The sequence below is a fragment of the Methylobacillus flagellatus KT genome, assembly GCF_000013705.1.
Taxonomy (GTDB): Bacteria; Pseudomonadota; Gammaproteobacteria; order Burkholderiales; family Methylophilaceae; genus Methylobacillus; species Methylobacillus flagellatus.
Window position 1 is genome coordinate 406,311 of record NC_007947.1, and the last position, 26,369, is coordinate 432,679.

A 26,369-nucleotide genomic window follows, 5' to 3' on the forward strand; every position below is an offset into this window, starting at 1 on the left:
CCTTGGTTGCGCGTAAGACCATTCACGCTTAGTCATTTCAATCGCTGCGGCATTGTTGCGCGCGATAGGCCCGTGGCGAGACACCGAATGCCTGCTTGAAGCTGCGGCTGAAGTGGGCCTGGTCGATAAAACCCCAATGAAAGGCAATGGTGGCAATGGCCTGGCCGTGTTGAGCGGGCTGCCGCAGGGTCTGGCGGCACTTTTCCAGCCGGCGTTGCCAGACGTAACGCATTAATGACAGGCCTTCGTCTGCAAACAGGCTGTTGATATAGCGTGCACTCAATCCAGTGGCGGCGGCGATCAGGCTGCTGTCCAGGTCATGGTCATGCAGGTGCTCCTCGATGAATTGCCTGACCCTGTGCAAGGAGGCCGATCGGCTGCGGCCGTAATGGATATGGTCTGGCCTGGCGCTGGCCAGGGAGGCGGCAAGCAGTGCCAATGCCTGCGGTGCGAGGCTGTTGAATTGTGGCAGATTCAGGCTGTTGGCATGCTGGGCTGCCGAGCGGATGAAATGGGTGCCAATGGCACTCATGCCAAGCTCAGGGCTGATGCGTCTCGCAGTGCAATGTTCCACCCCTGCAAGATGACTGCGCAGCAAGGCGCGGGGAATCGAGACGATCAGTTTGGAAAAGGGTCCTGGGCAGTGGATGCGATGCGGACTGGTGGCATCGTACAGCGCCATCTCTCCCGGTTGCAGGAACACTTCGCGCCCATGCTGCTCCAGCAGATATTGGCCTGAAAGCAGAATGACGGCGAAATAGGCATCCTGGCTCGCATTGCGACATTCGCCACGTTGCCGCTGGATGGTGATGCCATTGGAACGGATGGTGGAAAGGCGCATATCCTGCCAGGGGTAGATCGTCATTTCGTTGAATAAGGGCATGTCGCGAACCGCCTTGATCGCCACATGGGTGTACTCCTGCGAGATGATGTGCTGCAGCCAGTCATGGCGCCGGTGTATGGGCTGCTGTGCCGTACTGAGGAATAGCGGTTCGTTGTGGTGAGGTAACGAGGTATCCATGGCATTTGCACGATGAGGTTTTGCCTATGTTAAGAGGGCTTGACTCGGAGGTAAATCGCCAAACTTCCGTTTGAGACAAATTTTGCTTCCGACATGGATAAATACGCTTGTGACAGACACCTCATAATCTCCAGCGTCTGTTGACATCAGCAGGCACAAGGTTAACGAGGAGATGAGTCATGAAAAATGCAGAACGAGTGCTGGCTGCCACCAGCATCAATATTGTCATGGTCAGGGGCGCCTGCCTGTGGATGATCATGGCACTGATATTGGCCTGGTGCATGGTCGGGCTGAATTTCGGGATGCCGGGGTTGCCGGATATCTTTCAGGGTAAGCAGACCAGGGTATTACAGGCGCATATCGATTTTTTGCTGATGTCGGCCCTGATCCTGGGGTATTACGCCACCAGGGTGCCGTTTCCATGGCATGTGCGCTGGGCGATGGTAGTGGGTGCATTTACCAATTCCAGCCTGTTCCTGTTGATGGGGATGTTCCCATTGCTGGATAGGGCTGAGCCGCCGCAGCATCTAGCCCAGCATGCGTTCCAGTATTACTTGTTCGCTAGCCTGATCATCACCAGCTACGGTTTCGGCAAGGGAGCGGTACTGATATTGAAGTCGACCCTGGGGCACAATAGTGAGCGTTAGCTATTCGCTGACCGCTGCGCGGTAAAACTCCACATAAAACCTGCCGGGGATGACGAATTCCACCCAGTGGATGATTTCCGGCAATATGACGATGGTTTCACCCGCATTGGCGATCGCTGATGCGTCATGCGGTGCGGCCAGGTGATAGATGACCTGGCCTTCCAGCACCTGCAGCAGCCCCCAGACACCTGCCTTGGTGGAGTGCTGTGATTGCAGGGCTGCGGGCAGGTTGCCAGGCGTGAAATCAGGAGTGCGTTTGTATGCTTTCAGGCCTGCAGGTAATTGGCGAGGAATCAGCTTCCTGTTTCCAGCCTGACCAGGTTCTGAGGGTGGCCTGCTGCCCAGGCGCTGATATTGTCTAACGTGGTGCTGGCAATGGCATTGAGCGCTTCGCGTGTGAGAAACGCCTGGTGGGCAGTGATGATGACGTTGGGAAAGGTCAGCAGCCGCGCCAGTACGTCATCCTGCAACGGAAAGTCGGATAGGTCCTCGAAAAACAGGTCTGCTTCTTCTTCATAGACGTCCAGCCCAAGATAGCCGAGGTGTCCGCTCTTCAGCGCTTCGATCACGGCCGGCGTATCCACGAGTGCGCCGCGGCTGGTGTTGATGAGCATGCTGCCTGGCTGCATGCGGCTGAGCGAACCGGCATTGATGAGATGGTGGGTGGCAGGGCTCAACGGGCAATGCAGGCTGACGATGTGGGATTGCGCCAACAGCGTATCGAGTTCGAGGTAGCTGGCGCCGAGCGCAATGACTTCCGGGTTGGGGTAGGGATCGTAAGCCAGTATCCTGCAGCCGAAACCTGCCATGATGCGGGCAAAAGCTGCACCGATCTGTCCGGTGCCGATGATGCCTACTGTCTTGTGGACTAGGTCGAACCCTGTCAAGCCGCGCAGGCTGAAATCACCCTCGCGGGTACGGTTGTAGGCGCGCGTCAGGTGTCTATTGAGGGCCAGGATCAATGCGACGGTATGTTCCGCAATGGCATGGGGCGAATAGGCGGGCACGCGCACCACTGCCAGGTTGAGTCTTTGCGCAGCCTCCAGGTCGATATGGTTGTAGCCTGCGGAGCGCAGTGCAATCAGCTTGGTACCGTTGGCTGCCAGTCTCTCCAGCACAGGCGCGGACAGGTCGTCATTGATGAAGGCACAGACGACTTCCGCGCCTGTGGCAAGCACGGCAGTATCCAACGTGAGTTTGGGCTGTTGGAAAATGAACTCGGCATTCTGGAGCCTGGGGAGGGCCAGAAAACTTTCCCGGTCATATACCTGGGTGCTGAAAAAGACGATGCGCATCGGAATCCTCGTGGTGGCGGGCTGCATGACTGGTTGGTGGCCTGATTAAAGCATCAATCCAGCGCTGCGCCAAGCAAAGGCGTGTCAAACGCCTCGTGTAAGGGGATGCTGTCACGTCTTATCCATGCTCCTGGCTGAAAGGGCCAAGCCATATAGGCATGGCCTGTGGATCACCTAAGGAGGCCAAGCAGGTTATATTGTTCAGGCATACCCCGATGGAGGTTATCAAGGCGCGGGGATCATGTACCGCAGGTGGATGGCCTCGATTTCCTGCAGGATATCCTGCGACAGCGGTTTACTCCAGGCGCCGATATTCTCCTGGAGCTGGTCCAGGCTGGTCGCGCCGATGATGGTGCTGGTGACGAACCAACGGTGGTAGACGAACGACAGCGCCAGTTCGGCAGGGCTCAAGCCATGTTTGCGCGCGAGTCCCGCATAGGCCGCACTGGCAGGGATGACGTTGGGTTTGGTGTAGCGCTGGGCGTAGCCGGGAAACAGGGTGACGCGGCCTTTTGCCTGCGGATCCTCGATATATTTCCCTGTAAGATGCCCAAACGCCAGGGGAGAGTAGGGGAGTAAACTGACCTGCTCGCGGTAGACGATCTCGGTCATGCCGAACTCGAAGCCGCGGTTGAGCAGGCTGTAGCTGTTCTGGATAGAGGCGATCCGGGGCAGTCCGTATTGCTCGGAAATGCGCAGGAATTCCATCACTCCCCACGGCTGCTCATTGGACACACCGACGTAGCGTACCTTGCCTTCCTTGACTAATTCCGCCAATGTTTCCAGTTGATCCTGGATCGATACCCAGGCTTTGGTTTCCTTGGCGGGGTCGAACTGGTATTGGCCGAAGATGGGCACGTTGCGTTCCGGCCAGTGGATCTGGTAAAGGTCGAGATAGTCAGTCTGCAGGCGCTTGAGCGAGCCTTCGATTGCTGCCCGTACATTCTCGCGGTCTACCGCGACTGGTCCACCCCGTATCCAGTCAAGCTTGCGATTGCCGCCCGCCACCTTGCTGGCGAGGATGATCTTGTCGCGTGGCTGGCGCTTGAGCCAGGTGCCGATGATGCTTTCGGTACGGGTATAGGTCTCGGCCTTGGGCGGCACCGGATACATTTCGGCCGTGTCGATGAAGTTGATGCCCTGAGACAGCGCGTAATCCAGCTGGGCATGGCCTTCGGCCTCGGTGTTCTGGTCGCCGAAGGTCATGGTTCCCAGGCAGATCGCGGATACATTAAGGTCTGATTGCCCTAGCTTGCGGTATTCCATGTGACTGACCTGAATCTGTGGGAAAAGGACAAGTGTACGTCATTTTCCGTAAACGGTTGGTACTACTCCCATCGCGGTATTGTCGAGCCCTATGTGCATGCGTATGATGAACCCAAATCAACCACCGTGTGTTCCGCATGACTTATTGTGTAGGCCTGTTACTCGACCAGGGGCTGGTCATGGCATCCGATACCCGTACCAATGCTGGCGTCGACCAAGTGGCTGTGTTCCCCAAGATGAGCGTATTTGATGTGCCGGGTGAACGTGTGATTACCTTGATGACGGCAGGCAATCTTGCCATCACCCAGGCGGTCATCAATCGCCTGCGGGATGCGCTTGCGCTCAACGAGGGCGCGACATTGCACAATGTCACGAACATGTTTGACGCCGCCCAGCTGGTAGGCGAGCAGTTGCGGGTCGTGTATGAACTGGACCACGAGCACCTGAAAAACCACAATACCGAGTTCAATGCCAGTATCTTGCTGGGCGGACAGATCGGTAGCGAGGCGCCCAGGCTGTTCTCCATCTATGCGGCGGGCAATTTCATCGAAACCAGCCGGGAAACCCCTTATTTCCAGATCGGCGAAACCAAGTACGGCAAGCCCATCATTGACCGGGTGATTACGCATGGAAGCGACATCATGGAGGCGGTGAAATGCGTGCTGATCTCTTTCGATTCGACCATCCGCAGCAATATTTCCGTTGCGGCGCCCATTGATCTCTTGATCTACCGTACAGACAGCTTCCACGCTGATTGCAAGCAACGCATCACTGACAGCGATCCTTACTACACCATGATACGCCAGGGGTGGTCGGATGGATTGCGCCAGGTGTTTTCCGGATTGCCTAATCCCGACTGGTGTTGATTGTGGCCGCTTATTGCCGCATTTCCCGCAATAAGGCAATCAGGCGGCTGGCGCCCAGCCCCAGCGGACGGTCCTTGCTCCATACCATGTCTACCCACAGCCTTAATTGGTTGCTCATGTTCTCGAATTCGATCGCGTAAAGCGTTCCGCCCTTGATCAGTGGTTCGACCAGTGCCTGCGGCAGGTAAGCCCAGCCCAGGCCTGCCTGCACCATGCTGAGGCTGGCCAGGTAGCTGTCGGTACGCCAAACCTGGCGTCCGACGATAAAGCGCGGATCGTTTAGTTGCTCATCCCGGCTCGCAATCACAATCTGTCTGGCCGCCATCAAGTCGCTCTCGCGCAATTTGCGGCCCTGGGGCTGGCAGAAGGCATGGGATGGCGCGACTACCGCAATCAGCACTTCGCTGCGCAACTCCTGAAAGGCCTCCCTTTCGTCTAGCGCCGGCCGCTCGAACACCAAGGCAAGCTGGACGCATCCTTCGTGCAGCATGCGCAGGGCATCTTCCTGCGGGGCAGACAATACCTCGATTTCCAGCGCTGGAAATTCTTCTGCGAGATGTGCAAGGGGAAGGCTCCATGGCGCGGAAAGCAGCTCCGGGGCAATGGCGATGCTCAAGCGTTTTTCCAATCCTTGGTGCAGCGATAGGGCATGCGCCTGCAATTGCGTGAGCTGGCTCATCAACTGGCGAGCCAAGGGCTCCAAGGCAAGGGCGGCCGGTGTGGGGATCGGAGAGTGCCCGCTGCGGTCGAACAGCAGCAAGTCGAGTTCGGCCTCTAGCTGGGCGATGGCCATGCTGACAGCCGAAGGCACGCGGCCCAGCACGCGGGCGGCCGCAGAAAACGAACCCCTGTCTATGACGGCAAGGAAGATTTTGACATTGTCGCTGGAAAAAGCCATGGATTTAACTTTCAATAAAATTGAAAGATATTGACTTTTTCTATCATATTAACTCCCGTAGACTCATGTCAAATCAAATCGTGTTGGGAGTTATTTCATGCAAGGGATCAAGCGCAAGCTGGTCTATGTCACTCTTTATGAGGCATTCGCCATGCTGTTCACCAGCGTGGGGTTGGCCCTGTTCTCCGGCCGCAGCCTGGCGCATGCCGGCGTTGCCGGAGTGGCTTCATCTACCGTGGCGTTCATTTGGAACCTGATCTATAACACCGGGTTTGAAGCATGGGAGGCTAGGCAGCCCGGAACAGGCCGTAGTGTTGCCCGCCGTTTGCTTCATGCCGCCGGGTTCGAGGCCGGCCTGGTGGTGACGCTGGTGCCCTTGTTTGCTTGGTGGCTGCAGGTGAGCTTATGGGAGGCATTGTGGATGGATATCGGCCTGATTATATTTTTCCTGATTTATACCTATCTCTTTAACCTGCTGTTTGACCATGTGTTCGGACTGCCTGCCTCGGCTCAGGCCACTACTGGGCAGCAGCCCAAGGGTTGCAAGGCATGATGGGCTCGGGATTATTCCGCCAGACGCGCGGGCCAACTCCAGTATAATGACAAGGTCTTGTTCCCGAACGATGTTGAAGGCCCTGCTTGAGCGACCTAGATCATGTTTTTTCTGCCAATGGCCCATTGGCGGAGACCATTCCCGGCTATCGCTCGCGCGTCCAACAGCAGGAAATGGCGCAGGCGATCGCCGAGGCGATCAAGCATAACCGCCAACTGGTAGCCGAGGCCGGCACCGGCACCGGCAAGACTTTTGCCTATCTCGTGCCAGCGCTGCTGTCGGGCGGCAAGGTCATCATTTCCACCGGCACCAAGACATTGCAGGATCAGCTGTTCAACTTACCAGCTCAGTAAAGTGTCTTGCGCGAATCTTGGAGATTTGGCCTTTCGCTGGCTCATGATATTCAGTTTCCTGGTAGGACCACACTTCATGCCTTCTGACATTAAGAGCTTCGTCCAGCCGAGCATCGAACGCCTTTTCTGACAAGAATGTTGGACAGACATACGCAGCCATTGAGCGTAAGGACATCCAGTACAGCGCATTATGTTGCAGTGGCTCTGTCGTTCCTTGATGTTCTAAGATAAAAGGAAAATGCACTTGGAGACGAATTCACGCGTAATGCGTTGCGCCCAGAAATAATATCGCTAGTCGAATGCTCTGGATGAAAGGCCGCTGTCTTTGCCTGAACATAGAACGGAAGAACAGATGACACAACCGCGTCGTACCCGCCTCGATATCTCTCTTGTTTATGGGTGATCTCGCGTACTTTTGCCCTGCCGCTATCTAATCCGGGAGCTGACCTAACCAATCCATCAATCAGTGTAACCAATTCAGCTTCGTCAAATTTTGGGGGGTGGCTCATTTCTCTCGTTCTCGCTAATAGATCGTCAATCTATAGATAGGTCTAACGTAAAACTAAGAGGCTGCGAGCTTTAGCGTGCCCCACTTAAATGATGGGTTAGGTATGACTTCCCTTTTAATTTTCAATACGAGGTAATAATTACGGGTTGGTAATTTTGCGCACTTGTAACTGCCTTATTAGTTCGTTTTTCACTTCCTCAAATGGCGGTGGCTCTGCTTTTCTAATATTTTTTAGTTCAATGATATGCCAGCCAAAACGAGTTCTTATAGGTTCTGGAGTAAGCCCTTTAGGTGCTAAAGAAACCACAACTTGTGTGAATTCGGGTGCAAAAAAAACTGGCAGATTCCAACCCAACTCACCCCCATTATCTCTGGATCCAGGGTCAATTGAAACTGCTGCAGCGGCTTGAGCAAACGACTATCCGTCCTGTATTCGTTTCAGAGCAGATAAAGCTTCTTCATGCGAATAGGCCAAAATATGCCGCAAATCATATTCATCACCTGACCAATTTTTTGCATATGCTTCGTATGCACTTCTAACCTCCTCATCAGTGACATTCGTCTCATTCGCAGAATTCGTTACTTCAGATGCACTTGTGCCCGAATAAAGCAGTGTTAATAGAAATATAGCGATTACGTAATTTATAAGTGATATTTTTTGGTTCATGATTTTTTTATTAATATTTAAGATAAATGATCTACATACCTAACGTTTGAATTAAGGGGCGCCGTTAGGCGTCCTGCTTGAATGATGGTTAGGATTCAAGCTGGATGAAGAGCGAAATTTATGAGGCATTGGGAGTGAACTTACTTAACAGTTTTAATTGGACTTCGCTTTTTAAGGTAAACAATTGCTGTAATTACCAATGTTGGGGTTGCAACTAAAAAAGATAAATATGTCCATTCTCTCAATGCCCACTCCGAAATTGGTGTTGAGCAAAAAAGTTTTGTATATTTCTTGGCCAAACTTACTAATCAACTTCTTGATTAAGAAAGCTATAGGGTCGAATAAATCTCCGCTTCCGATATTCAACATAGATTCCCTCCCTAACGTTTGGCTAAGGGGCGGGCTTTAGCCCGTCCCAGTGAGCGAAGCGAACGATTTGAGCCAGTTGTTAGAACGCACTGGCTCGAACCTGAAAAACATTACCTTCGGGATCATGGGCATCACACACCTTATTGCCTTGAAATTCCCACTCGCGCTCTGGACTATTTAGTTCGCCACCTAACCGCACTGCAACCTCCCGTGCAGAAACAAGATTTTGGACGGCAAAGCAAAGCTTGATTGCTGTGTTTTCTCGGCGTTCCGGTGGCGATGAGATGGTGATTTGAGCTGCGATTGCAGGCGAGATGGCTACTACCGCAAGCTGGAAATTAGCAGACTCAAGCAGCGCATAGCCTGGCTCTTGTTGGACGACTGGCAGACCAGCAAGCTCGAAATAAAACTGACTCACACGCTCAATGTCCTTTGCATAGATGACCGCGCCTGCGACGAATTGATTTTGCATCTGATCTTCCTTGGAGCAGCTCGGTGCAGCTGCGTGTGTTCTAACGTTGGAGTTAAGGCCGCGCCGAAGGCGTCGGCCTTGAACGACTTGTTAGGCGCGGGATGGATGAGGCCGGACTCTTATAGAAATAGCCTAAGGTTTTGCCTGCTGGAGAGGCTGGCTAAGATGCGTTGGCTGGCATCATCAAGAGGAGCAGCTTGGTAGTGTAATGGATGACCATGCTTCTGTTTTCTTAGGCGCAATGCCGACAGCCTCTCTAACCTCAATATGGACTTTGGAATGTTGCTTATATCGTTTTCATCCAGGTCTATCTGATTAAGGCTGATCATATTCCCGATATTTTCTGGGATATATTTAATTAAGTTATCATCTAAATCCAGCATGACCACTGTGCTCATCTCGCAGATTTTTTCAGGTATTTCTCGTATTCTGTTTCCGGATAAGCAAATTCCTTGAATATTTGGAAGATATGCTATTTCTTCTGGGATCTCATCAATTCCTGCGTTTGTCGCGTGAATAAAGCGAAGGGACATAAGATCTTTCTTGTTTCTTGGAATCCCAGTCGTTTTGTAAAATGGCGTGTTAAATGGTGATAGCTCTGGGAGAGCATATTTATTTGCCCACTCGATAATTTTATCAAGGTGAGAGTCATTCTGTGACTGATGTGAGTCTTGATATTTTTGAAATGTAGATAGCCGGTCATGTACGGACTGCCACTGACCTGACTTGGCAGCATCAAATAGCGCAGTGGACATAATTTGGCATTTTCCAGTAAGTATGTTTGATAGTTGTATGCACTCCTGAACTTGAAAACTAATGTCAAGTGGAAGTCTGGTAATGCCTAGGTCAAATTTATAAAGCGCATCCAGAACTCTCGGATCACGTGTAAGCTCTTTGAACCTATCAAGATCAGCGTCTCGAAATTCAGGCTGCTTTCGATTATTAAAAATATTGAACATATTAAAATCTCCTGAGCATTGGGGAATATGGGGGCAAAACAAGCCCGTTGAGCGCCTAACACCTGAGTTAAGCCGCGCCGCGAAGCGGCGTCGGCTTGAATGAATTGTTAGGTGCGCCCCCCATGATCTGCACCAGCTGCTCTTGCCTCACGCAGTATGGTGAGGCCGCCTCGTACCACAACGGCCGCAATGAGAAGCCCGATGACCAAATCTGGCACTCGCGATGAGGTTATGGCAACAAGGATACCTGACAGAATAACGCCGAGGTTGGCGATGACATCATTGGCCGAGAAGATCCAGGAGGCCCGCATATGCACCTCGCCGTCGCGGTGTTTGGCGAGTAACGCAAGGCATACGATGTTAGCGGAAAGTGCTAGGGCGCCGATGCCCAGCATAAGCCCGCTCTCTGGCTCGCTACCGAAGATGAAGCGGCGACCGACCTCAACTAAGACGCTAAGGCCGAGGAGAATTTGCAGGACGCCACTTACACGAGCCGCTCTGGCCTTGAACGAGATTTCTCGACCGACCGCGTAGAGGCTGATGGCGTAAACACTGGCATCAGCGAACATGTCAAGGGAGTCAGCAAGCAGGCCAGTTGAATGGGCAGCCAAGCCAGCGACGAACTCAACAACAAACATTGCAGCGTTGATGCCAAGGAGAATCCGCAGAACCTTCAGTTCTGCATTGTTTTTTGCTTCAAACTCGCAGCCGCAATCTGACATAAGCGCACCTAACTAATAGTAGACACCCTAAAAATGCATGTGTAATGCACCTTGAAGGTGTATAATCTGGAAATTATTTTATAACTAACTGTTTTTAATGTAATTAAATTTAATGGCATACCCTAATTTTCCGGCCAATGTCACCGTGGGAAAAGCACCCAAGTTATTGGATATGGTGCGCGATAAGCTGCGACTCAAGCATTATAGTTTGCGTACAGAGCAGGCTTATGTTGATTGGATTAAACGCTATATTCTTTTTCATGGCAAGCGTCATCCGCGAGATATGGGAGCGGCGGATATTGAGGCATTTTTGACGCATCTGGCGGTTAAGCGGAATGTGGCTGCATCGACCCAGAATCAGGCGAAATCCGCGTTGTTGTATTTATATCGTGAAGTGCTTGAAGTTGAGTTGCCGTGGCTGGATAACGTCACGCAGGCTAACGTGCCCAAGCGGTTGCCTGTGGTGTTGAGTGTGAGTGAGGTGCAGTCTGTATTGGCTGGGTTATCTGGCACACATGCATTGGTTGCTGCTTTGCTCTATGGTGGCGGCTTGCGTTTGATGGAGGCAGTGCGGCTACGGGTGAAAGATGTGGATATTGAGCGGCGTGAGATTGTGGTGCGCGAGGGTAAGGGTTTTAAGGATAGGGTAACCATGCTACCCGAGTCTGTTGTGTCAGCGTTAAAAGGTCATTTGGTTAAGGTAAAGATGTTGCATGAAGAAGATGTGGCGGCAGGTTTTGGTGAGGTGTATCTGCCATTTGCATTGGATAAAAAATATCCGAATGCCGGACGTGACTGGGGTTGGCAGTATGTTTTTCCGTCGCGCCAGTTATCTGTTGACCCGCGCTCGGGCAAGACACGGCGGCATCATATGGATGAAAAAGGCGTGCAACGCGCCATGAAGCAGGCCGTGTTTGCGGCTGGAATCGCCAAGCCGGCGACACCACATACCTTGCGCCATTCTTTTGCTACCCATCTTTTGCAGTCCGGATATGACATTCGTACCGTGCAGGAATTGCTGGGGCATTCTGATGTTTCTACTACCATGATTTACACCCATGTGCTGAACCGTGGTGGCAAAGGGGTCGTTAGTCCGCTGGATCAGATAGGACTTTAATGACGGATATTGATCATGTCTTTTCCGCGCAAGGTCCATTGGCGGAAAACATTCCTGGCTATCGTTCGCGCGTCCAACAGCAGGAAATGGCGCAGGCGATCGCCGAGGCGATCAAGCATAACCGTCAACTGGTAGCCGAGGCCGGCACCGGCACCGGCAAGACTTTTGCCTATCTCGTGCCAGCGCTGCTGTCGGGCGGCAAGGTCATCATTTCCACCGGCACCAAGACATTGCAGGATCAGCTGTTCAACCGCGACCTGCCTGCCGTGCGCGACGCTCTCAAGGTGCCGGTTACCGTCGCCATGCTGAAAGGGCGTGCCAATTACGTCTGCCATTTCCACCTGCAGCGCGCGATGAGCGAGGGCCGCTTCTATTCGCGCGAAGACGCGGCCTATGTCCACAAGATCCAGGCCTTTGCCGAGAACAGCGCCACGGGCGACAAAAGCGAGCTGACTTCGGTGCCTGAGAGCGCCACCATCTGGCCCGCAGTGACTTCCACCCGCGACAATTGCGTGGGGCAGGAGTGCGCCTTCTACAAGGATTGCTTTGTCATGGAAGCGCGTAAGCGTGCGCTGGCTGCAGACGTGGTAGTGGTGAACCACCATTTGTTCTTCGCCGACGTGATGCTGCGCGACGAAGGTGTGGCCGAGCTGTTGCCCACGGCGAATACTGTCATCTTCGACGAAGCGCACCAGCTGCCCGAAGTCGCGGGCATGTTCTTTGGTGAGGGTTATTCCACCAGCCAGCTCATGGAGCTGGCGCGCGACTCTCACAATGAGTACCTCACGACTATCAAGGATTGCACGGTGCTGCCTGAGGCCACCGCGGCATTGGAAAAGGCCGTACGCGATTTTCGCTTGATTTTTGCTTACGAGGGCGCGCGCCTGCCGGTGCAGAAAGCCCTGGCCTTGCGCAACTTCGAGGCCGCCTATGCGACGATGCAGGAAAAGCTCGTTGACCTGGCGAAAATCCTGGAAACCCAGGCAGAGCGCGATCCCGCCGTCGACAATTGCTGGCAGCGCGCGCTTGCGTTGCAGGCTTTGCTGCAACGCTGGCATGACGCTACCGATGCCAATCTGGTGCGCTGGGTAGAGGTGTTCAGCCAATCGGTGCAGCTTCATGCCACCCCGCTTTCCGTAGCCGAAGGCTTCAGTAAGCAGCTTAACGCTCAACCCAGAGCTTGGATTTTTACGTCCGCGACATTGGCAGTCAAAAGCGATTTCAGCCACTACCTTTCCCAGATGGGCCTACAGGATGCCGCTACTGGACATTGGGACAGCCCGTTCGAGTACGGGCGGCAAGCCTTGCTCTATGTGCCGCAGGGCATGCCCGAGCCCAATAGCGCAGGGTATGTGGCCTCCGTCGCCGCCATGGCCTTACCGGTGATCAAGGCCAGTCGTGGGCGGGCGTTCGTGCTCTGCACCAGCTTGCGCGCAATGCGTGAATTGCACGCGCTGCTCAAGGATGCCTTTGCTGCCGAAGGTCTGGAATACCCGTTGCTGATGCAGGGCGATACGGCACGCAGCGAGTTGCTTGAGCGTTTCCGCCGGCTCGGCAATGCCGTGCTGGTGGGTTCGCAGAGCTTCTGGGAAGGGGTGGACGTGCGCGGCGAAGCACTGTCTGCTGTGATCATCGACAAGCTGCCGTTTGCTCCGCCCGATGACCCGGTGCTGGCGGCACGCATCGACAAGATGAATGCCGAGGGCAAGAACGCCTTCATGGAATACCAGTTGCCTTATGCCGTGATTACGCTCAAACAGGGTGCGGGGCGCCTGATCCGCGATGAACGCGACCGCGGTGTGCTGATGATCTGCGACCCGAGGCTGATCAGCAAGCCTTACGGGCGCCGCATCTGGCAGAGCCTGCCGCCGATGCGGCGGACGCGCAATGTGGAAGATGTAGTAGAATTCTTCGCTTCTTCCCCACCTGATCCGGCATGAAACTCCTTGCACTAGATACTTCTACGGAATACCTGTCGCTGGCCTTGCTGCTCGATGGCAAGCTGGCCGAGCGCGAGCTGCTGGCAGGCCAGTCCCATTCCCAGCGTATCCTGCCATTGCTGCGCGAGCTGCTGGACGAAACGGGCCTGTCGCTGCGCGACCTGGACGGCATCGCCTTTGGTGCCGGCCCCGGCTCGTTCACGGGCTTGCGCATCGCTTGTGGCGTCGCCCAGGGGCTGGCTTTTGGGGCAGGGCTACCCGTCATCGGCGTGAGTACCTTGCTGGCACTGGCCGAGGATGCCCAGGGCGCTGACAGGGTGATCGCCTGCCTTGATGCGCGCATGGGAGAGGTCTACCACGCTGCATATGAGAAAACAGCTACAGGTTGGCAGGAGGTTATTGCTGCCGGGCTGTATGCGCCGGATATGGTGCCGGATATCGGGGGCGACGGCTGGACCGGGACAGGCAGCGGCTGGAAGGCTTATGCGCAAGCGCTGGAGCAGCGCTATGGCCGCCAGCTGGCGCAGTGTATTCCTCAAGCCTATCCGCGTGCTGCGGCGATTGCGCGGCTGGCATTGCCCGGTTTTGCAGCTGCTCAGGGGCGCCCGGCCAGCGAAGCCGCCCCCATCTATATCCGCAACAAGGTCGCGCTGACCACGCGCGAGCGCGAAGCCAGGGCGGCCAGTGCATGAACGCCGTACTGAAGCCCGAAACCAGTTTGCGGCCCATGCAGGCGGCAGACCTGGATGCGGTGTCGAGAATAGAGCCGACGATTTATCCCTACCCCTGGACCCGGGGCAATTTCAAAGATTCCTTGAACGCCGGTCATCGCTGCTGGGTATATGAGCGCGATGGAGAAGTAATCGGCTATGCCGTCATGATGATGGTGCTGGATGAGGCGCATCTGCTGAATATCAGCATTGCGGCGCCCTGGCAGGGTAAAGGCTATGGGCGCAGTCTGCTGGCCCACATGATGGATGTTGGCCGCCAACATGGCGCTCTTCATATGTTTCTGGAAGTGCGTCCTTCCAACCAGGCGGCACTGAAGCTTTATGAAAGTATGGGCTTCAATGAAATGGCGATCCGCCGCGGGTATTATCCTGCGCCAAATGGTCGCGAAGATGCCGTGCTGATGGGTGCTGCATTGTGAAGAGGGCGACATGGGCCTGAGTCGTGAAGATATATTGCGCGAACTGGAGTTGCTGCCAGTCTGGCACTTGCGTAACCCGATTGTCTTGCCGACTGCAGCTCAGCCGCAGGACGGACGACAAGCAGCCACTGCGGTGGATCCCGGGCCAACTGGCGCCGAAGGGAATGCTCCTGCCGGCATGGAGTGCAGTGAGTCGTTGCAGCTTCAGACGCCTGAGCCGGTTGAGGCATCGCTAGCGCCGATGGCGGTTCAAGCCGAGCCAGCGTGCGAGGCCGATAGTCATGAGGCTGGCGCTATCCAGCCCGATCCGGAATATTTCGAAGCCATGCAGACATGGCCGGAGTTCGGTGAAAGCGTCGTACCACCATTGATTGAAGAGGTCTCTGCCCCGCAGGGCGACAGGCGTACTGCCATCATGGCCATGGATTGGCAAGCCTTGCAGCAGAGTGTATCGGAATGCGAAGCGTGCGACCTCGCACAGAAACGTACTCAGACGGTGTTCGGTATTGGCGACCCCAATGCGGAATGGTTGTTCGTCGGCGAGGCGCCCGGGGCCGAGGAAGACCGGTGGGGCGAGCCATTCGTCGGCCCGGCCGGGCAGTTGCTCGACAATATGTTGGCTGCCATTGCGTTGAAGCGTGGTGAGAATGTCTACATTGCCAATGTCCTGAAATGCCGTCCGCCCGCCAATCGTGATCCGCAGGGCGAAGAGGTGGTGAAATGCGACCCTTACCTCAAGCGCCAGGTGGAGCTGATCAAGCCGAAGCTGATCGTCGCACTGGGAAAGTTTGCAGCGCAGTCGCTGCTTGCCAGCGACAAGAGCATTGCAGGGTTACGCGGTGCATTGCATGACTTTCACGGCGTGCCGGTGATAGTGACGTATCATCCAGCCTACCTCCTGAGAAACCTGGCAGACAAGGCCAAGGCCTGGGATGACTTGTGTTTTGCGAGAGAAACCATGCAGCACTTGAAATCGGCGGCGTCATCCCCATCTCAGCGCTAGTCGATGTAGTGGCGGATTGCCGCCTGCGTGTGGAGCGGCCAACAGAATTTTTCCGGCGCCAGTGATTGTCTCCATATGATTGCCTTCGCCAGGATGTCTGGCTGCATCGTTGTGCCGGGTTTTGTTTGTTGCTCTCGCATACAATGAAAATGAATGAATTGAATTGACTCTTGAAATGAAGGGATTGAACATGCAAAAAATCTGGTTGAAGTTCGTTGCCGTACTCATGGTGCTGACCTTGAGCGGCTGTGGTTATAACACTTTCCAGAGCCTGGATGAGCAAGTCAAGGCGGACTGGTCCGAAGTATTGAATCAATATCAGCGTCGTGCTGACCTGGTACCTAACCTGGTGAATACCGTCAAGGGGTATGCAGCGCATGAGCAAGAAGTGCTGGCGCAAGTGACCGAGGCGCGCTCCAGAGTAGGCAGCATTCAGGCAACGCCGGAATTGCTGAACGATGAACAGGCATTTGCGCGGTTCCAGGAAGCACAAAATCAGATGACGTCTGCGCTTTCCCGCCTGATGGCCATTGCCGAAAACTATCCTCAGCTCAAGGCTGATGCCAACTTCCGCGACTTGCAGGCGCAATTGGAAGGTACTGAGAATCGTGTGGCCGTGGCGCGTAACCGCTATATCAAGTCGGTGCAGGCTTATAACACGGCTGTCCGGCAATTTCCCAACAACATGACCGCCAAGCTGTTCGGCTACCAGCCCAAGCCCAACTTCTCGGTTGAGAACGAGAGCGAGCTTTCCAAGGCTCCCGCCGTCAGCTTCGATAAATAACGAGGTCGCGCATTGGTTCAGAGCAAACACATCTTTGCCAGACTGCTTGCCCCGCTCTTGTGGCTATGGCTGGCGGTCGCCGGGATGGTTCATGCCGATGAAGTGGCCGTGCCCACGCTGACGGCGAGAGTCACGGACCTCACCGGCACTTTGAGCCAGCAGGAGCTGGCTGCGCTTGAGAACAGGCTTGCACAATTCGAGCGGGAAAAAGGTAGCCAGATTGCTGTGCTGCTGGTGCCGACCACGGGCCAGGAGGCGATAGAGCAATATTCCATGCGCGTGGTAGAAGCCTGGAAGCTTGGGCGAGGTAAGGTCGATGATGGCGTCTTGGTGCTGGTGGCCAAGGATGACCGCAAGATGCGCATCGAGGTGGGCTATGGACTGGAAGGCGCTATTCCCGACGTGATTGCCAAGCGCATTGTCTCCGACGTGATGGCGCCTGCGTTCCGTCAAGGGGATTTCTACGGCGGCATCGATGCGGCGCTGGGATATATCACGCGCCTGATTGCCGGCGAAGGCTTGCCCGCTCCGCCCAAACAACGTCCGCAAGGCGGTAGCGGTGGTTTCGGCGAAATGCTGCCTCTGCTGCTGTTTGGTGGGTTGATTCTGGGGGGCGTGTTGCGCGCCATATTCGGTAACTTCCTTGGCAGTGCCATCAATGGCGGCCTGGTCGGCGGCGCGGTGGTGCTTTTCGGCGGCGGATTATTGTTTGCCGCAGCGCTTGGTTTCGTCGCGTTCTTCATCACCATGGTGGGTTCTGCCATGGGAGGCGTACCGATTGTCGGTGGGTTTGGCGGTGGCCGTGGCGGCTGGGGCGGTGGATTCTCCGGCGGCGGCGGTGGCTTTGGAGGAGGAGGCGCCTCGGGCGACTGGTAAGACATGAAAAAGCGAAATACATTCATGCGATTGCTGGCGCATGTGTTCAATACCCCGTGGCATGTGCGTCGGCACTTTCCTGCCGCTGCATTGCAGCGTATCGAGCAGGCAATTTCTGCAAGCGAGAAAACCCATAGTGGTGAAATCCGCTTTGTCGTCGAGGGAGACTTGCACCCCCTGGCGATATTGCGCGGTGTGACGCCGCGTCAGCGGGCGATCGAGCTGTTCTCGCAACTAGGAATATGGGACACCGAGCAGAACAACGGTGTGCTGATATACCTGCTAATGGCCGATCATGATGTCGAAATATTGGCTGACCGTGGCATCAATCGTCATCTGGGCCAACAAGGCTGGGAAAGCATCGTCAAGGTCATGCAGGAAAAGTTCCGTCAGGGGCGGTTTGAGGAAGGCGTGATCTACGCCATCACAGAGATCGGCAAATCCTTGCAGCAACATTTCCCTGCCACCTCAGAGGCCAGGAACGAGCTCTGCAACAAGCCTGTGGTCTTGTAGTCGGGCTTGGAGTAACCCGGCTGGCACCAGGACCACCCAGCCTAGGCAAAATCCAGCAGGGGGCTGGCAGCTAAAACATTGGCCAGATTACCCATAGAGTTCGGCGGCAGCGTCATGGGGGCGCTGCCGACGGTGTTGCCTTTCAGGTGTAGTTGAGCACTTCGCCGCGCAATGTGTAGCTGGCGACGCGGCAGGCCTCCACGATAGGACGCCAGGCGCGACCATATATCTCGCTGCAGGGGACATGATCGATATTATGTTTCATGTCGGCAGGCTCAGGCGCCAGCAGGTTGTTAGCAGCCTCGATTTGCGAGAAGATGATCATGACTTGCTCGACGGCGGTAATGGTGCCGAGGTTGTGCAGTGGAATGGCATGCAGGGCCTTTTCAAGGCGACCTAGCTTACTGCGGTTGAAGTCGCGCATTTGCCGGGTTTCACTTTTTAGTGGATTGCTGCGCAACTGTTCGATATTGTGTAGTGTCAGATAAATATCATAGGCAATTTTGTGGGTGACCGACATCAGCCGCTTGGAATAGCCACGCTGTTCCATGCTGCGGCGACGGGTGTCTACATAATTTTGCCAGGCAGAAATACCGATGGCGGCGAAGATGGCAACGACGGAGCCAATAGCCTGAACCCAGGCGGCCCATTCAGATGATGTGAGTGTTGTCATAGTGGTACGGCGTCAATCTCTCTGTGATGTACATGGGCGCATGGACTATGTCATGCGGTCATAAGGGTATAACAGTTTTTTGTTGTTGTGTGAGTGCCCATAAAAAACGGCAGGAACATCCGGCTGGTGCTTTTATGGGGAGTGGGCGGACAGAGGCCAAAAGTCGAGGCCGCCAACATGCCGATCTCAGATTTTGTCACGGTATGTCGTTATATCAAATGGATACCATCCATGGAAGGATAATGAAATGAAAGCCTTGTTTAGAGGTAATGTCATCAAAGGCATGAGGCTGGTCGGTGTATACGACGACGAGGACCAGCCTGTCATCGAGCAGTATCTGGACCAGCTTGATGGCCCTGTTACTGACAACGATGAAAAGCTGTTTCATCAATTCGTCGATCTCATCCCGTCTTCCCAGGCAGAACAATACGGCGATATTCCTCCTCAGTCCCGCGTGATTCTGGTGTCGGGCAGCCTGACGCGAGGCATCGTGGCGCGCGGCCCTTTCCCGGCACGCTCAATTGCGCTTGGGTATGCGGTCAACCTCAGCTTCGGCCAGATGACAAATTACTATGTTGTCGATCAGGAGCCCGAGTACATGCCGCTACGGGATAAGCTTTACAGTCTGGTGGAAAAAAAGACGGCTGCCGTTGCCTAGATCCGTGCACGACGGCTGACGCGCCGCACGTTTCCCGATAAAATCCGCAGCATCCGAAATTTTCGAAGAAACGAACAATATGCGCGCGTCACAGTTTTTCCTCGCCACACAGAAAGAAGCCCCACAGGAAGCGGAGCTTGCCAGCCACAAGCTCATGCTGCGCGCTGGCTTGATCAAGCGACTGGGTTCCGGCTTGTATAGCTGGATGCCACTCGGCCTGCGTGTACTACGCAAGGTGGAAACCATTGTGCGCGAAGAGATGAACCGCGCCGGCGCGCTGGAGTTGCTTATGCCAGCCGTCCAGCCCAAGGAACTCTGGGAAGAAACCGGCCGCTGGGCAGTATTTGGGCCGCAAATGCTGAAGATTCGCGACCGTCACGAGCGTGATTTCTGTTTCGGGCCTACGCATGAAGAAGTGATCACCGATATCGCGCGTCGCGAAATCCGCTCCTACAAGCAGTTACCGCTCAATTTCTACCAGATACAGACCAAGTTCCGCGATGAAATCCGTCCACGCTTCGGTGTCATGCGCGCACGCGAATTCGTGATGAAGGATGGCTACTCCTTCCATACCAGCCTGGAGTCGCTGCAACAGACCTACGACACCATGTACCAGGCCTACAGCAATATATTCAACCGCCTGGGCTTGAAGTTTCGTGCCGTGCGTGCGGATACGGGGGCCATTGGCGGTGATGGTTCGCACGAGTTCCACGTATTGGCGGATTCGGGAGAGGATGCGCTGGCCTATTGCGAGCACTCCGACTTTGCCGCCAATGTGGAGCTGGCGGAGGCATTGGCGCCTGAGCATCCCAGGGGCGAGCCGAAAGAACCCCTGCGCGAGGTGGATACCCCAAAGCAGACCACGTGCGAAGACGTGGCGGCATTGCTGGGCATCAGTCTGCAGCAGACCGTGAAGTCGATTGCCGTCGTGGCAACGGACGAGGCGGGCAATAGCCAGTTCTACCTGCTGTTGCTGCGCGGCGACCATGCGTTGAATGAGGTCAAGGCCGCCAAGGTGCCCGGCCTGTCAAGTTTTCGCTTTGCTTCCGAGCTGGAAATCCGCGAATACCTGGGCTGCCCTCCGGGCTTTATCGGACCGGTGGGTGTTTCCACCCAGGTCAATGTGGTCGCAGACCGCAGCGTGGCCGTCATGAGCGATTTCGTCTGCGGCGCCAACAAGCCCAAACTCCACTTGGCTGGTGTCAATTTTGGCCGCGATTTGCCGGAGCCGATGATAGTGGCGGATATCCGCAATGTGGTCGAAGGTGACCCCAGTCCTGATGGAAAAGGTTGCATCAGCCTATGCCGTGGTATAGAGGTCGGGCATATCTTCCAGTTGCGAACCAAGTATACGGAAGCCATGGAAGCGACTTACCTTGATGAAAATGGCCAGAAGCAGTTCATGGAAATGGGCTGTTATGGCATTGGCGTATCGCGCATCGTCGGTGCTGCGATCGAGCAGGGCAACGACGAGCGCGGCATTATCTTCCCCGCAGCCATGGCGCCGTTCTCGGTGGCGATTGCGCCGATCGGCTATGACAAGAGCGAGGCTGTGCAATCTGCGGCCCATGCGTTGTATGATGAGCTGTCCGCGCTGGGCATCGATGTACTGCTGGATGATCGCGGCGAGCGTCCAGGCGTCATGTTTGCCGACCTGGAGCTGATCGGCATCCCGCACCGCATTGTCATCGGCGACCGCGGCCTGAAAGAGGGCCAGGTAGAATACCAGGCACGTACTGCTGCCAGTGCCGAGACCGTTGCATTGGCGGATATCGTGTCCATAGTCAGGCAGGCACTCTAGTGCAGCGGGCTGGCTTACTGTTGTTCGCCAGCCTGTGGTGCGCCAGCATGCCGGCGGATGCCGGCGCGCAGAAGGAAGAGCCATTGTCCAATAGCGTACGGGCGATGATGCAGCGCTCAATCAGCGACAGCGCCGCGCCGCGCCTGGCTGCTGCCAGCCCTGAAGAAGGGGAGGCCTGGCTGCAGGCCATGTCCAAGAGATTGCAAAAGCGGATTCCAGACATGCGGATGCGGGAGGAGTTTCTCCGAACCGTGCATTACGAGGCGACGCGGGCCGGGCTAGATCCGCAGCTGGTTCTGGCATTGATCCACGTCGAAAGCGCATTCAACAAGTATGCAGTGTCGTCGGCCGGCGCGCGCGGCTATATGCAGGTGATGCCGTTCTGGGTCAAGGCCATCGGCGCCAGCGACCACAACCTGTTTCACATGCGCCTGAACCTGCGGTATGGCTGCACCATCCTGCGGCATTATCTCGATATTGAGAAGGGCGACCTCTTCCGTGCCCTCGGCCGCTACAACGGTAGCCTGGGCAAGCCGGAATATCCCAACCTTGTCCTCAATGCCTGGCGCAAGTCCTGGGCCTATCAGGCGCCTGCCGTGACGGCAGCGGCATTGAATTAGGCGGACATGGCGGTAGCTTCTGGTCGCCAGCAGCGGTTGCTGGTCTATATTTCCGGCCATGGATACGGGCATGTGGCGCAGGTCGCTCCCGTGCTCAACCAGTTGGCGCGGGGTCAGCCCAACCTGGCGCTGGTGGTTTGCAGCATGGTGGCCGAAAGTTTTCTGCGCTCGCGCATTCATGCACCGTTTAATTATGAGCGGCGCGGCGCTGATTTCGGCATGCTGATGCACTCGGCGCTCGAAGTGGACGTGGCAGCCAGTATCGCAGCCTACCTGGACTTCCATGCAGACTGGGGCGCAAGGGTGGAGGCCGAGGCTGCATGGATTGCCGGGCAGCAGGCCGATGCCGTGCTCAGCAATGTCGCCTATTTGCCGTTGGCGGCGGCCTCGTCGCTTGGCATCCCTGCCTTGGCTATGTGTTCGCTGAACTGGGCGGACATTCTCCAACACTATGTTGCCGACCCTATCCTTGACCCTGTGCAGCAACAAATGCGCGCTGCCTATGCCAGCGCGCGCGGTTTCCTACGCATTGAGCCTGCCATGAAGATGCCGTGGCTGGATTGCCATGCGGTGGGGCCGGTTGCTGATATTGCCATGGATAGCCGCACTGATATCCTGCAGGCTACAGGTCTGGAGGAAGGCAGGCAATACAAGCTGGTTTTGGTCGGTATGGGCGGGATCAGTATGCAGGTGAACCCTGCCCATTTCCCGAGACTGCCCCATGTACATTGGTTATTGCCGCAAGCCTGGATGCAGGGCATCGAGCGGGCGGACTTTCATGCGCAGGAGCCGTTGCAGATGCATTTCTCTACATTGCTCGCAAGCAGCGACCTCGTACTGACGAAGCCTGGTTATGGCACATTCGTTGAGGCGGCCTGCCATGGCGTTCCCGTGCTGTATGTGCCGCGGGACGGTTGGCCGGAGCAGGATTGCCTCGTCTCGTGGTTGAGCTCGCATGGCCGGTGCTTGCAGGTGAGCGCAAAGCAGCTGGCGAGCGGAGATATTGCCGATAGCCTGCTGGCAATGCTTAATGCATCGCGGCCTGGGCGGGTAATGCCGCGCGGCAACCGCGAAGCTGCCGAGTGGATTGCGCTGCAACTTGGCCTCGGCTCCCTGGAAAGCATCCATGGCAGGAACGGTGGGCGCGGCTAGTAGCGCAGTCCGCCGGATATAAGCGCCTTGCCTGACCCAATACACTGACCCAATACACCATGGCCTGGCTTCAGGGCTCGTGTGTGCAGTGGCGCTACGCGCTTTCGCCCTCTCTCAATCCTGCCGCTCGATCAGCATTGCGTCGCCGTAGCTAAAGAAGCGGTAGCGCGCAGTCACGGCATGGGCATATGCGTTCCGAATATGCTCTACTCCGGCAAAGGCAGAAACCAGCATCAGCAAAGTACTCTTGGGTAAGTGAAAATTGGTGAGCAGGCGCTCTACCACCTGGAAGCGATAGCCCGGCGTGATGAAAATATCGGTTTCTCCCTGTCCTGCCTGGAGCGTTCCTGGCTGTGCTGCGCTCTCGAGCGCGCGCAGAGCGGTCGTGCCCACAGCCGTGACTTTTCCGCCGGTGGCCCGCGTCTGATGAATCATGTCCACCGTGTGCTGGGGCACCGAATAGAGCTCGCTGTGCATTTTATGTTCGCTGATATTGTCGACACGCACCGGTTGGAATGTGCCAGCGCCGACATGTAGGGTAACGTAGGCGATATTGACGCCAAGGCGCTTGAGCCCATCCAGCATGGCATTGTCGAAATGCAGGCCGGCAGTAGGGGCGGCAACGGCGCCGGGTTCGCGAGCATACACTGTTTGGTAGCGTTCCTCGTCGGTGCTTTCCGCATCGTGGGTGATGTAGGGCGGCAAGGGCAGGCTGCCGTGCTGCTCCAGCAAGTCCAGCAGCGGTAAGTCACCCAGGATTCTCAAGTGAAAAAGGTCGTCCTGCCGCCCCAGCATTTCAGCCTCGAATGCATCTGCAATCCGCAAGATGCTGCCGGGCTTGGGTGCACGTGAGGCACGGATGTGCGCCAATGCCTCGAAGGGCCCCAGCACGCGTTCGACGAGAACTTCTATTTTGCCGCCGCTGAGCTTTTCCCCATGCAGCCTGGCCTTGATGACGCGGGTGTCGTTGAAGATGAAGAGGTCGCCCGGCTCCACCAGATCGGGCAAGTCGAGAAACAGCCTGTCGTTGACTTGGCCAGTATTGCCGTCCAGGTGAAGCAGGCGGCTACCCCTGCGCTCCTTGGCGGGAAATTGGGCAATGAGTTCGTCGGGCAAGAAAAAATCAAAATCGTTAGTGCGCATTGTCATAAGGGTTGCTATAATGCACGCCTTGTTGCCGGGGTGGCGGAATTGGTAGACGCAGCGGACTCAAAATCCGCCGCCGCAAGGTGTGGGGGTTCGAGTCCCCCCCCCGGCACCAAATCAGGCAATATTCTCCTAAAAAAATCCCCTGTTGTTCCGTAAGTTGCTTGTGCGCCGACATATTGCCGTCTGGCGGAGGCCGGATTATACCGGAGCTTGCAGCAACTTGCCTTGCCTTCCTGGCAGTCTCTCCATATTTCCCAAATTTTACGCATGCGCGCCATGCTTGTGGCGTGCCTGGGCGACAGTCTTTGATATAATGAGACAAATTCTCATTTATTGGATTCGCCAGCGCTCGTAAGCCGACATGCAAAGTAATCAAGCTCAAACAAGGCGTTCTTTCTGGCTCAAGCACCTGTATCGCTGGCACTGGATCAGCTCTGCCATCTGCCTGGTCGGGATGCTGCTGTTTGCTGCGACCGGCCTGACACTCAACAACGCTGGCCGGATCGAGTCCGACCCGGTGGTGACCAAGAAAAACGGACAATTGCCATCACCATTGTTGTCGAAGCTGCAGCAGACCCATGGGGATAATGCGCCCTTGCCCATGGCGGTCGCGAGCTGGATGGCAGGTGCGCTTGGCATCGAGGCAGCCGGCCGCGTTGCTGAATGGTCGGACGATGAGGTCTATGTGTCCTTGCCTCGTCCAGGAGGCGATGCCTGGGTGGTGATAGACCGGGCAAGCGGCGAACTGCATTACGAACTGACAGAGCGGGGCTGGGTGTCCTATTTCAACGATCTGCACAAGGGTCGCAATACTGGAATGGCATGGAGCTGGTTCCTGGACGCGTTTTCCGTCATGGCCCTGGTGTTTTCCATCACGGGCCTGTGCCTGCTGCACATGCATGCGGGCAACAGGCCGTTTACCTGGCCTTTGGTCGGGCTGGGCCTGATCCTGCCCTGGGTGCTGGCCATACTATTCATTCATTAAGGAGAACTCGATGCGATATGCAGTGATTCCGGCCCTGATCGCGGCCACGTTCGCTGGCGCCAGCCATGCGGCCGGACTGGATGTGAAGGTGACGATTCCCCGAGTCAATGCTGCGGAATATCACCGTCCCTACCTGGCCATATGGGTAGAAACGCCGAACCAGGATATCGCGACCACGCTGTCCGTCTGGTATGCCAAGGATAAGGCGGAGAACAAGGGCACCAAGTGGCTGAAGGATTTGCGTCAATGGTGGCGCAAGGGCGGCCGCGACCTCAGTATGCCGCTGGACGGGGTTTCTGGCGCGACGAAGCCGGTCGGCGAACATACGCTTTCCTATACCGAGGGCAAGGCTCCCTTGGAAAAGCTGGCGCCAGGAGAGTACAACCTGGTCGTGGAAGCCGTGCGTGAAAAGGGCGACCGGGAGCTGGTGCGCGTGCCGTTCAAATGGCCGGTGCAACAAGCGGAAAGCCTGACGGCCAGCGGACAGTCGGAGCTGGGCGCGATTAGCCTGCAGTTGAAACCTTAACATTTCCCCATGAAGAGAATCATTGATATGAACGCTATGAAATATGTACTGGCTGCTGTTGCGGCCTTGAGCGCAACTGCTGCCCATGCGCATGGCTATTGGGTACTGCCATCCAGCACTGTGTTGTCGGCACCGCAGTTCGTCACGTTCGACGCTGCGGTTTCGAATGATCCATTCCACTTCAACCATCGCCCACTGCCGATTGACGAGCTGAAGATCATCGCGCCGGACGAGAGCCTGGTGCAGCCTGCCAATGTCAGCAAAGGCGAGCTGCGCACCACGTTCGATGCATATTTCGAGCAGAGCGGCACTTACCGCCTATCCATGTACCGCGAGGGCCTACGGGCCTTCTGGAAGGATGGCGATCAGCCCAGGCGCTTCATGGGGTCTGAGGAGGAGTTCCACCAGCGCGTGCCTGCGAATGCCAAGGACCTCAAGGTATCGGAATTTGTCGGCCGACTGGAAACCTATGTGACCGTGGGGTCGCCGACCAAGATCACGACCGTGGGGCGTGGGCTGGAGGCGGTGGCCAGTAGCCATCCAAATGATCTGGTCGCTGGTGAGCCGCTGACCGTGCAGTTCCTGGTGGACGGCAAGCCCACGGCAGGCGTCGAGGTCGAAGTGATCAAGGGTCAGACCCGCTACCGTAACCAGAAGGGCGAGCAGAAGCTCAAGACTGATGCCGACGGCAAGGTGACAATCAACCTGCCTGAAGCCGGCCTCTACTGGCTGGATGCCGACTATACCGACGACAAGGTCAAGACCAAGGTGGCCAAGGAGCGCGGCCTGGCTTATGTGTTGACACTGGAAGTATTGCCTCAGTAGG

Annotated in this window: 28 protein-coding genes, 1 tRNA gene and 2 pseudogenes; 20 read left to right on the forward strand and 11 right to left on the reverse strand. The window is 56.0% G+C overall.

What is annotated here, in order from left to right:
- Positions 1-37 precede the first annotated feature (37 nt).
- On the reverse strand, positions 38-1,021 hold the full coding sequence (locus MFLA_RS02040) for a helix-turn-helix domain-containing protein (RefSeq protein ID WP_011478765.1): 984 nt from the start codon (positions 1,019-1,021) through the stop codon (positions 38-40).
- 179 nt (positions 1,022-1,200) lie between these two features.
- Between MFLA_RS02040 and MFLA_RS02045 the strand changes: the two genes are divergently transcribed.
- Positions 1,201-1,668, forward strand: coding sequence for a hypothetical protein (locus MFLA_RS02045; RefSeq protein ID WP_011478766.1), 468 nt, complete (start codon positions 1,201-1,203; stop codon positions 1,666-1,668).
- Here the strand turns inward: MFLA_RS02045 and MFLA_RS02050 are convergent, their stop codons facing one another.
- From MFLA_RS02050 to MFLA_RS02060, 3 genes are all read right to left on the reverse strand, one after another.
- Positions 1,669-2,013, reverse strand: coding sequence for a DUF1971 domain-containing protein (locus MFLA_RS02050; protein ID WP_324286809.1), 345 nt, complete (start codon positions 2,011-2,013; stop codon positions 1,669-1,671). It abuts the gene before it with no gap.
- On the reverse strand, positions 1,962-2,963 hold the full coding sequence (locus tag MFLA_RS02055) for a 2-hydroxyacid dehydrogenase (protein WP_011478767.1): 1,002 nt from the start codon (positions 2,961-2,963) through the stop codon (positions 1,962-1,964). The genes MFLA_RS02050 and MFLA_RS02055 overlap by 52 nt, the downstream gene beginning before the upstream one ends.
- Positions 2,964-3,188: 225 nt before the next feature.
- Entirely contained in the window at positions 3,189-4,229 is a 1,041-nt protein-coding gene (locus MFLA_RS02060) for an NADP(H)-dependent aldo-keto reductase (RefSeq protein ID WP_011478768.1), read from the reverse strand.
- Between the two features lie 137 nt (positions 4,230-4,366).
- On the opposite strand from MFLA_RS02060, the gene MFLA_RS02065 reads away from it, so the two are divergent.
- The gene (locus MFLA_RS02065) at positions 4,367-5,095 is read left to right on the forward strand and encodes a proteasome-type protease (protein ID WP_011478769.1); all 729 of its coding nucleotides are present in this window, start codon (positions 4,367-4,369) and stop codon (positions 5,093-5,095) included.
- Between the two features lie 10 nt (positions 5,096-5,105).
- Here MFLA_RS02065 and MFLA_RS02070 read toward each other — a convergent pair whose 3' ends face one another.
- On the reverse strand, positions 5,106-5,993 hold the full coding sequence (locus tag MFLA_RS02070) for a LysR family transcriptional regulator (protein ID WP_011478770.1): 888 nt from the start codon (positions 5,991-5,993) through the stop codon (positions 5,106-5,108).
- Between the two features lie 97 nt (positions 5,994-6,090).
- Here MFLA_RS02070 and MFLA_RS02075 point away from each other — a divergent pair, with 97 nt between their 5' ends.
- Both MFLA_RS02075 and MFLA_RS02080 read left to right on the forward strand, forming a co-directional pair.
- Positions 6,091-6,546, forward strand: coding sequence for a PACE efflux transporter (locus MFLA_RS02075; protein ID WP_011478771.1), 456 nt, complete (start codon positions 6,091-6,093; stop codon positions 6,544-6,546).
- Positions 6,547-6,632: 86 nt separating this feature from the next.
- Positions 6,633-6,893: pseudogene (locus tag MFLA_RS02080) on the forward strand (DEAD/DEAH box helicase); the annotation flags it as partial.
- 653 nt (positions 6,894-7,546) lie between these two features.
- On the opposite strand, the pseudogene MFLA_RS14260 reads toward MFLA_RS02080, so the two are convergent.
- The 4 genes and pseudogenes from MFLA_RS14260 to MFLA_RS02100 all read right to left on the reverse strand — a co-directional run.
- Positions 7,547-7,813 (reverse strand): annotated as a pseudogene (locus MFLA_RS14260) (peptidylprolyl isomerase); the annotation flags it as partial.
- A gap of 709 nt (positions 7,814-8,522) precedes the next feature.
- A complete protein-coding gene (locus tag MFLA_RS02090) occupies positions 8,523-8,915 on the reverse strand; it encodes a VOC family protein (protein WP_011478774.1) in 393 nt (130 codons plus the stop codon).
- A 119-nt stretch (positions 8,916-9,034) separates the two neighbouring features.
- Positions 9,035-9,874: a leucine-rich repeat domain-containing protein gene (locus MFLA_RS02095; protein WP_048811501.1), complete on the reverse strand. Its 840-nt coding sequence runs from the start codon at positions 9,872-9,874 to the stop codon at positions 9,035-9,037.
- 107 nt (positions 9,875-9,981) lie between these two features.
- Entirely contained in the window at positions 9,982-10,596 is a 615-nt protein-coding gene (locus tag MFLA_RS02100) for a cation transporter (RefSeq protein ID WP_011478776.1), read from the reverse strand.
- Positions 10,597-10,708: 112 nt separating this feature from the next.
- On the opposite strand from MFLA_RS02100, the gene MFLA_RS02105 reads away from it, so the two are divergent.
- The 8 genes from MFLA_RS02105 (at position 10,709) to MFLA_RS02140 (ending at position 17,979) form a co-directional block, all read left to right on the forward strand.
- Positions 10,709-11,713 carry an integron integrase gene (locus MFLA_RS02105; protein WP_011478777.1) on the forward strand — a complete coding sequence of 335 codons (1,005 nt, stop codon included), beginning with the start codon at positions 10,709-10,711 and terminating at the stop codon, positions 11,711-11,713.
- On the forward strand, positions 11,713-13,653 hold the full coding sequence (locus tag MFLA_RS02110) for an ATP-dependent DNA helicase (protein ID WP_011478778.1): 1,941 nt from the start codon (positions 11,713-11,715) through the stop codon (positions 13,651-13,653). Before MFLA_RS02105 ends, MFLA_RS02110 begins: the two co-directional genes overlap by 1 nt.
- The gene (gene tsaB, locus MFLA_RS02115; protein ID WP_011478779.1) at positions 13,650-14,345 is read left to right on the forward strand and encodes a tRNA (adenosine(37)-N6)-threonylcarbamoyltransferase complex dimerization subunit type 1 TsaB; all 696 of its coding nucleotides are present in this window, start codon (positions 13,650-13,652) and stop codon (positions 14,343-14,345) included. The genes MFLA_RS02110 and tsaB overlap by 4 nt, the downstream gene beginning before the upstream one ends.
- Complete coding sequence (gene rimI / locus MFLA_RS02120; RefSeq protein ID WP_011478780.1) at positions 14,342-14,803, forward strand: ribosomal protein S18-alanine N-acetyltransferase; 462 nt, start codon at positions 14,342-14,344, stop codon at positions 14,801-14,803. Before tsaB ends, rimI begins: the two co-directional genes overlap by 4 nt.
- A 10-nt stretch (positions 14,804-14,813) precedes the next feature.
- Positions 14,814-15,806: a uracil-DNA glycosylase gene (locus tag MFLA_RS15030; RefSeq protein ID WP_011478781.1), complete on the forward strand. Its 993-nt coding sequence runs from the start codon at positions 14,814-14,816 to the stop codon at positions 15,804-15,806.
- A 190-nt stretch (positions 15,807-15,996) separates the two neighbouring features.
- The gene (locus tag MFLA_RS02130; protein WP_011478782.1) at positions 15,997-16,590 is read left to right on the forward strand and encodes a LemA family protein; all 594 of its coding nucleotides are present in this window, start codon (positions 15,997-15,999) and stop codon (positions 16,588-16,590) included.
- A 12-nt stretch (positions 16,591-16,602) separates the two neighbouring features.
- Positions 16,603-17,466, forward strand: coding sequence for a TPM domain-containing protein (locus MFLA_RS02135; RefSeq protein ID WP_011478783.1), 864 nt, complete (start codon positions 16,603-16,605; stop codon positions 17,464-17,466).
- A gap of 3 nt (positions 17,467-17,469) precedes the next feature.
- Positions 17,470-17,979 (forward strand): TPM domain-containing protein, encoded by a 510-nt coding sequence (locus tag MFLA_RS02140; RefSeq protein WP_011478784.1) that lies wholly within the window; start codon positions 17,470-17,472, stop codon positions 17,977-17,979.
- A 142-nt stretch (positions 17,980-18,121) separates the two neighbouring features.
- Here the strand turns inward: MFLA_RS02140 and MFLA_RS02145 are convergent, their stop codons facing one another.
- A complete protein-coding gene (locus MFLA_RS02145; RefSeq protein ID WP_011478785.1) occupies positions 18,122-18,652 on the reverse strand; it encodes a hypothetical protein in 531 nt (176 codons plus the stop codon).
- A 247-nt stretch (positions 18,653-18,899) separates the two neighbouring features.
- On the opposite strand from MFLA_RS02145, the gene MFLA_RS02150 reads away from it, so the two are divergent.
- The 4 genes from MFLA_RS02150 to MFLA_RS02165 all read left to right on the forward strand — a co-directional run bounded on the left by MFLA_RS02150 (position 18,900) and on the right by MFLA_RS02165 (position 22,883).
- A complete protein-coding gene (locus MFLA_RS02150; RefSeq protein ID WP_011478786.1) occupies positions 18,900-19,310 on the forward strand; it encodes a hypothetical protein in 411 nt (136 codons plus the stop codon).
- 79 nt (positions 19,311-19,389) lie between these two features.
- Positions 19,390-21,111 (forward strand): proline--tRNA ligase, encoded by a 1,722-nt coding sequence (locus MFLA_RS02155; RefSeq protein WP_011478787.1) that lies wholly within the window; start codon positions 19,390-19,392, stop codon positions 21,109-21,111.
- A 47-nt stretch (positions 21,112-21,158) separates the two neighbouring features.
- Positions 21,159-21,731, forward strand: coding sequence for a lytic transglycosylase domain-containing protein (locus MFLA_RS02160; protein ID WP_011478788.1), 573 nt, complete (start codon positions 21,159-21,161; stop codon positions 21,729-21,731).
- Positions 21,732-21,737: 6 nt separating this feature from the next.
- Entirely contained in the window at positions 21,738-22,883 is a 1,146-nt protein-coding gene (locus tag MFLA_RS02165; protein ID WP_011478789.1) for a glycosyltransferase, read from the forward strand.
- A gap of 114 nt (positions 22,884-22,997) precedes the next feature.
- Here MFLA_RS02165 and queA read toward each other — a convergent pair whose 3' ends face one another.
- A complete protein-coding gene (queA, locus tag MFLA_RS02170; RefSeq protein ID WP_048811814.1) occupies positions 22,998-24,026 on the reverse strand; it encodes a tRNA preQ1(34) S-adenosylmethionine ribosyltransferase-isomerase QueA in 1,029 nt (342 codons plus the stop codon).
- A gap of 33 nt (positions 24,027-24,059) precedes the next feature.
- Here queA and MFLA_RS02175 point away from each other — a divergent pair.
- The 4 genes from MFLA_RS02175 (at position 24,060) to MFLA_RS02190 (ending at position 26,368) form a co-directional block, all read left to right on the forward strand.
- Positions 24,060-24,144, forward strand: a tRNA-Leu gene (locus MFLA_RS02175).
- Positions 24,145-24,393: 249 nt separating this feature from the next.
- The gene (locus MFLA_RS02180; RefSeq protein WP_011478791.1) at positions 24,394-25,017 is read left to right on the forward strand and encodes a PepSY-associated TM helix domain-containing protein; all 624 of its coding nucleotides are present in this window, start codon (positions 24,394-24,396) and stop codon (positions 25,015-25,017) included.
- A 10-nt stretch (positions 25,018-25,027) separates the two neighbouring features.
- Positions 25,028-25,543 carry a DUF2271 domain-containing protein gene (locus tag MFLA_RS02185; RefSeq protein WP_011478792.1) on the forward strand — a complete coding sequence of 172 codons (516 nt, stop codon included), beginning with the start codon at positions 25,028-25,030 and terminating at the stop codon, positions 25,541-25,543.
- A 27-nt stretch (positions 25,544-25,570) separates the two neighbouring features.
- Positions 25,571-26,368, forward strand: a complete 798-nt coding sequence (locus MFLA_RS02190) for a DUF4198 domain-containing protein (RefSeq protein WP_048811503.1) — start codon at positions 25,571-25,573, stop codon at positions 26,366-26,368.
- The last annotated feature ends 1 nt before the right edge of the window (position 26,369 follow it).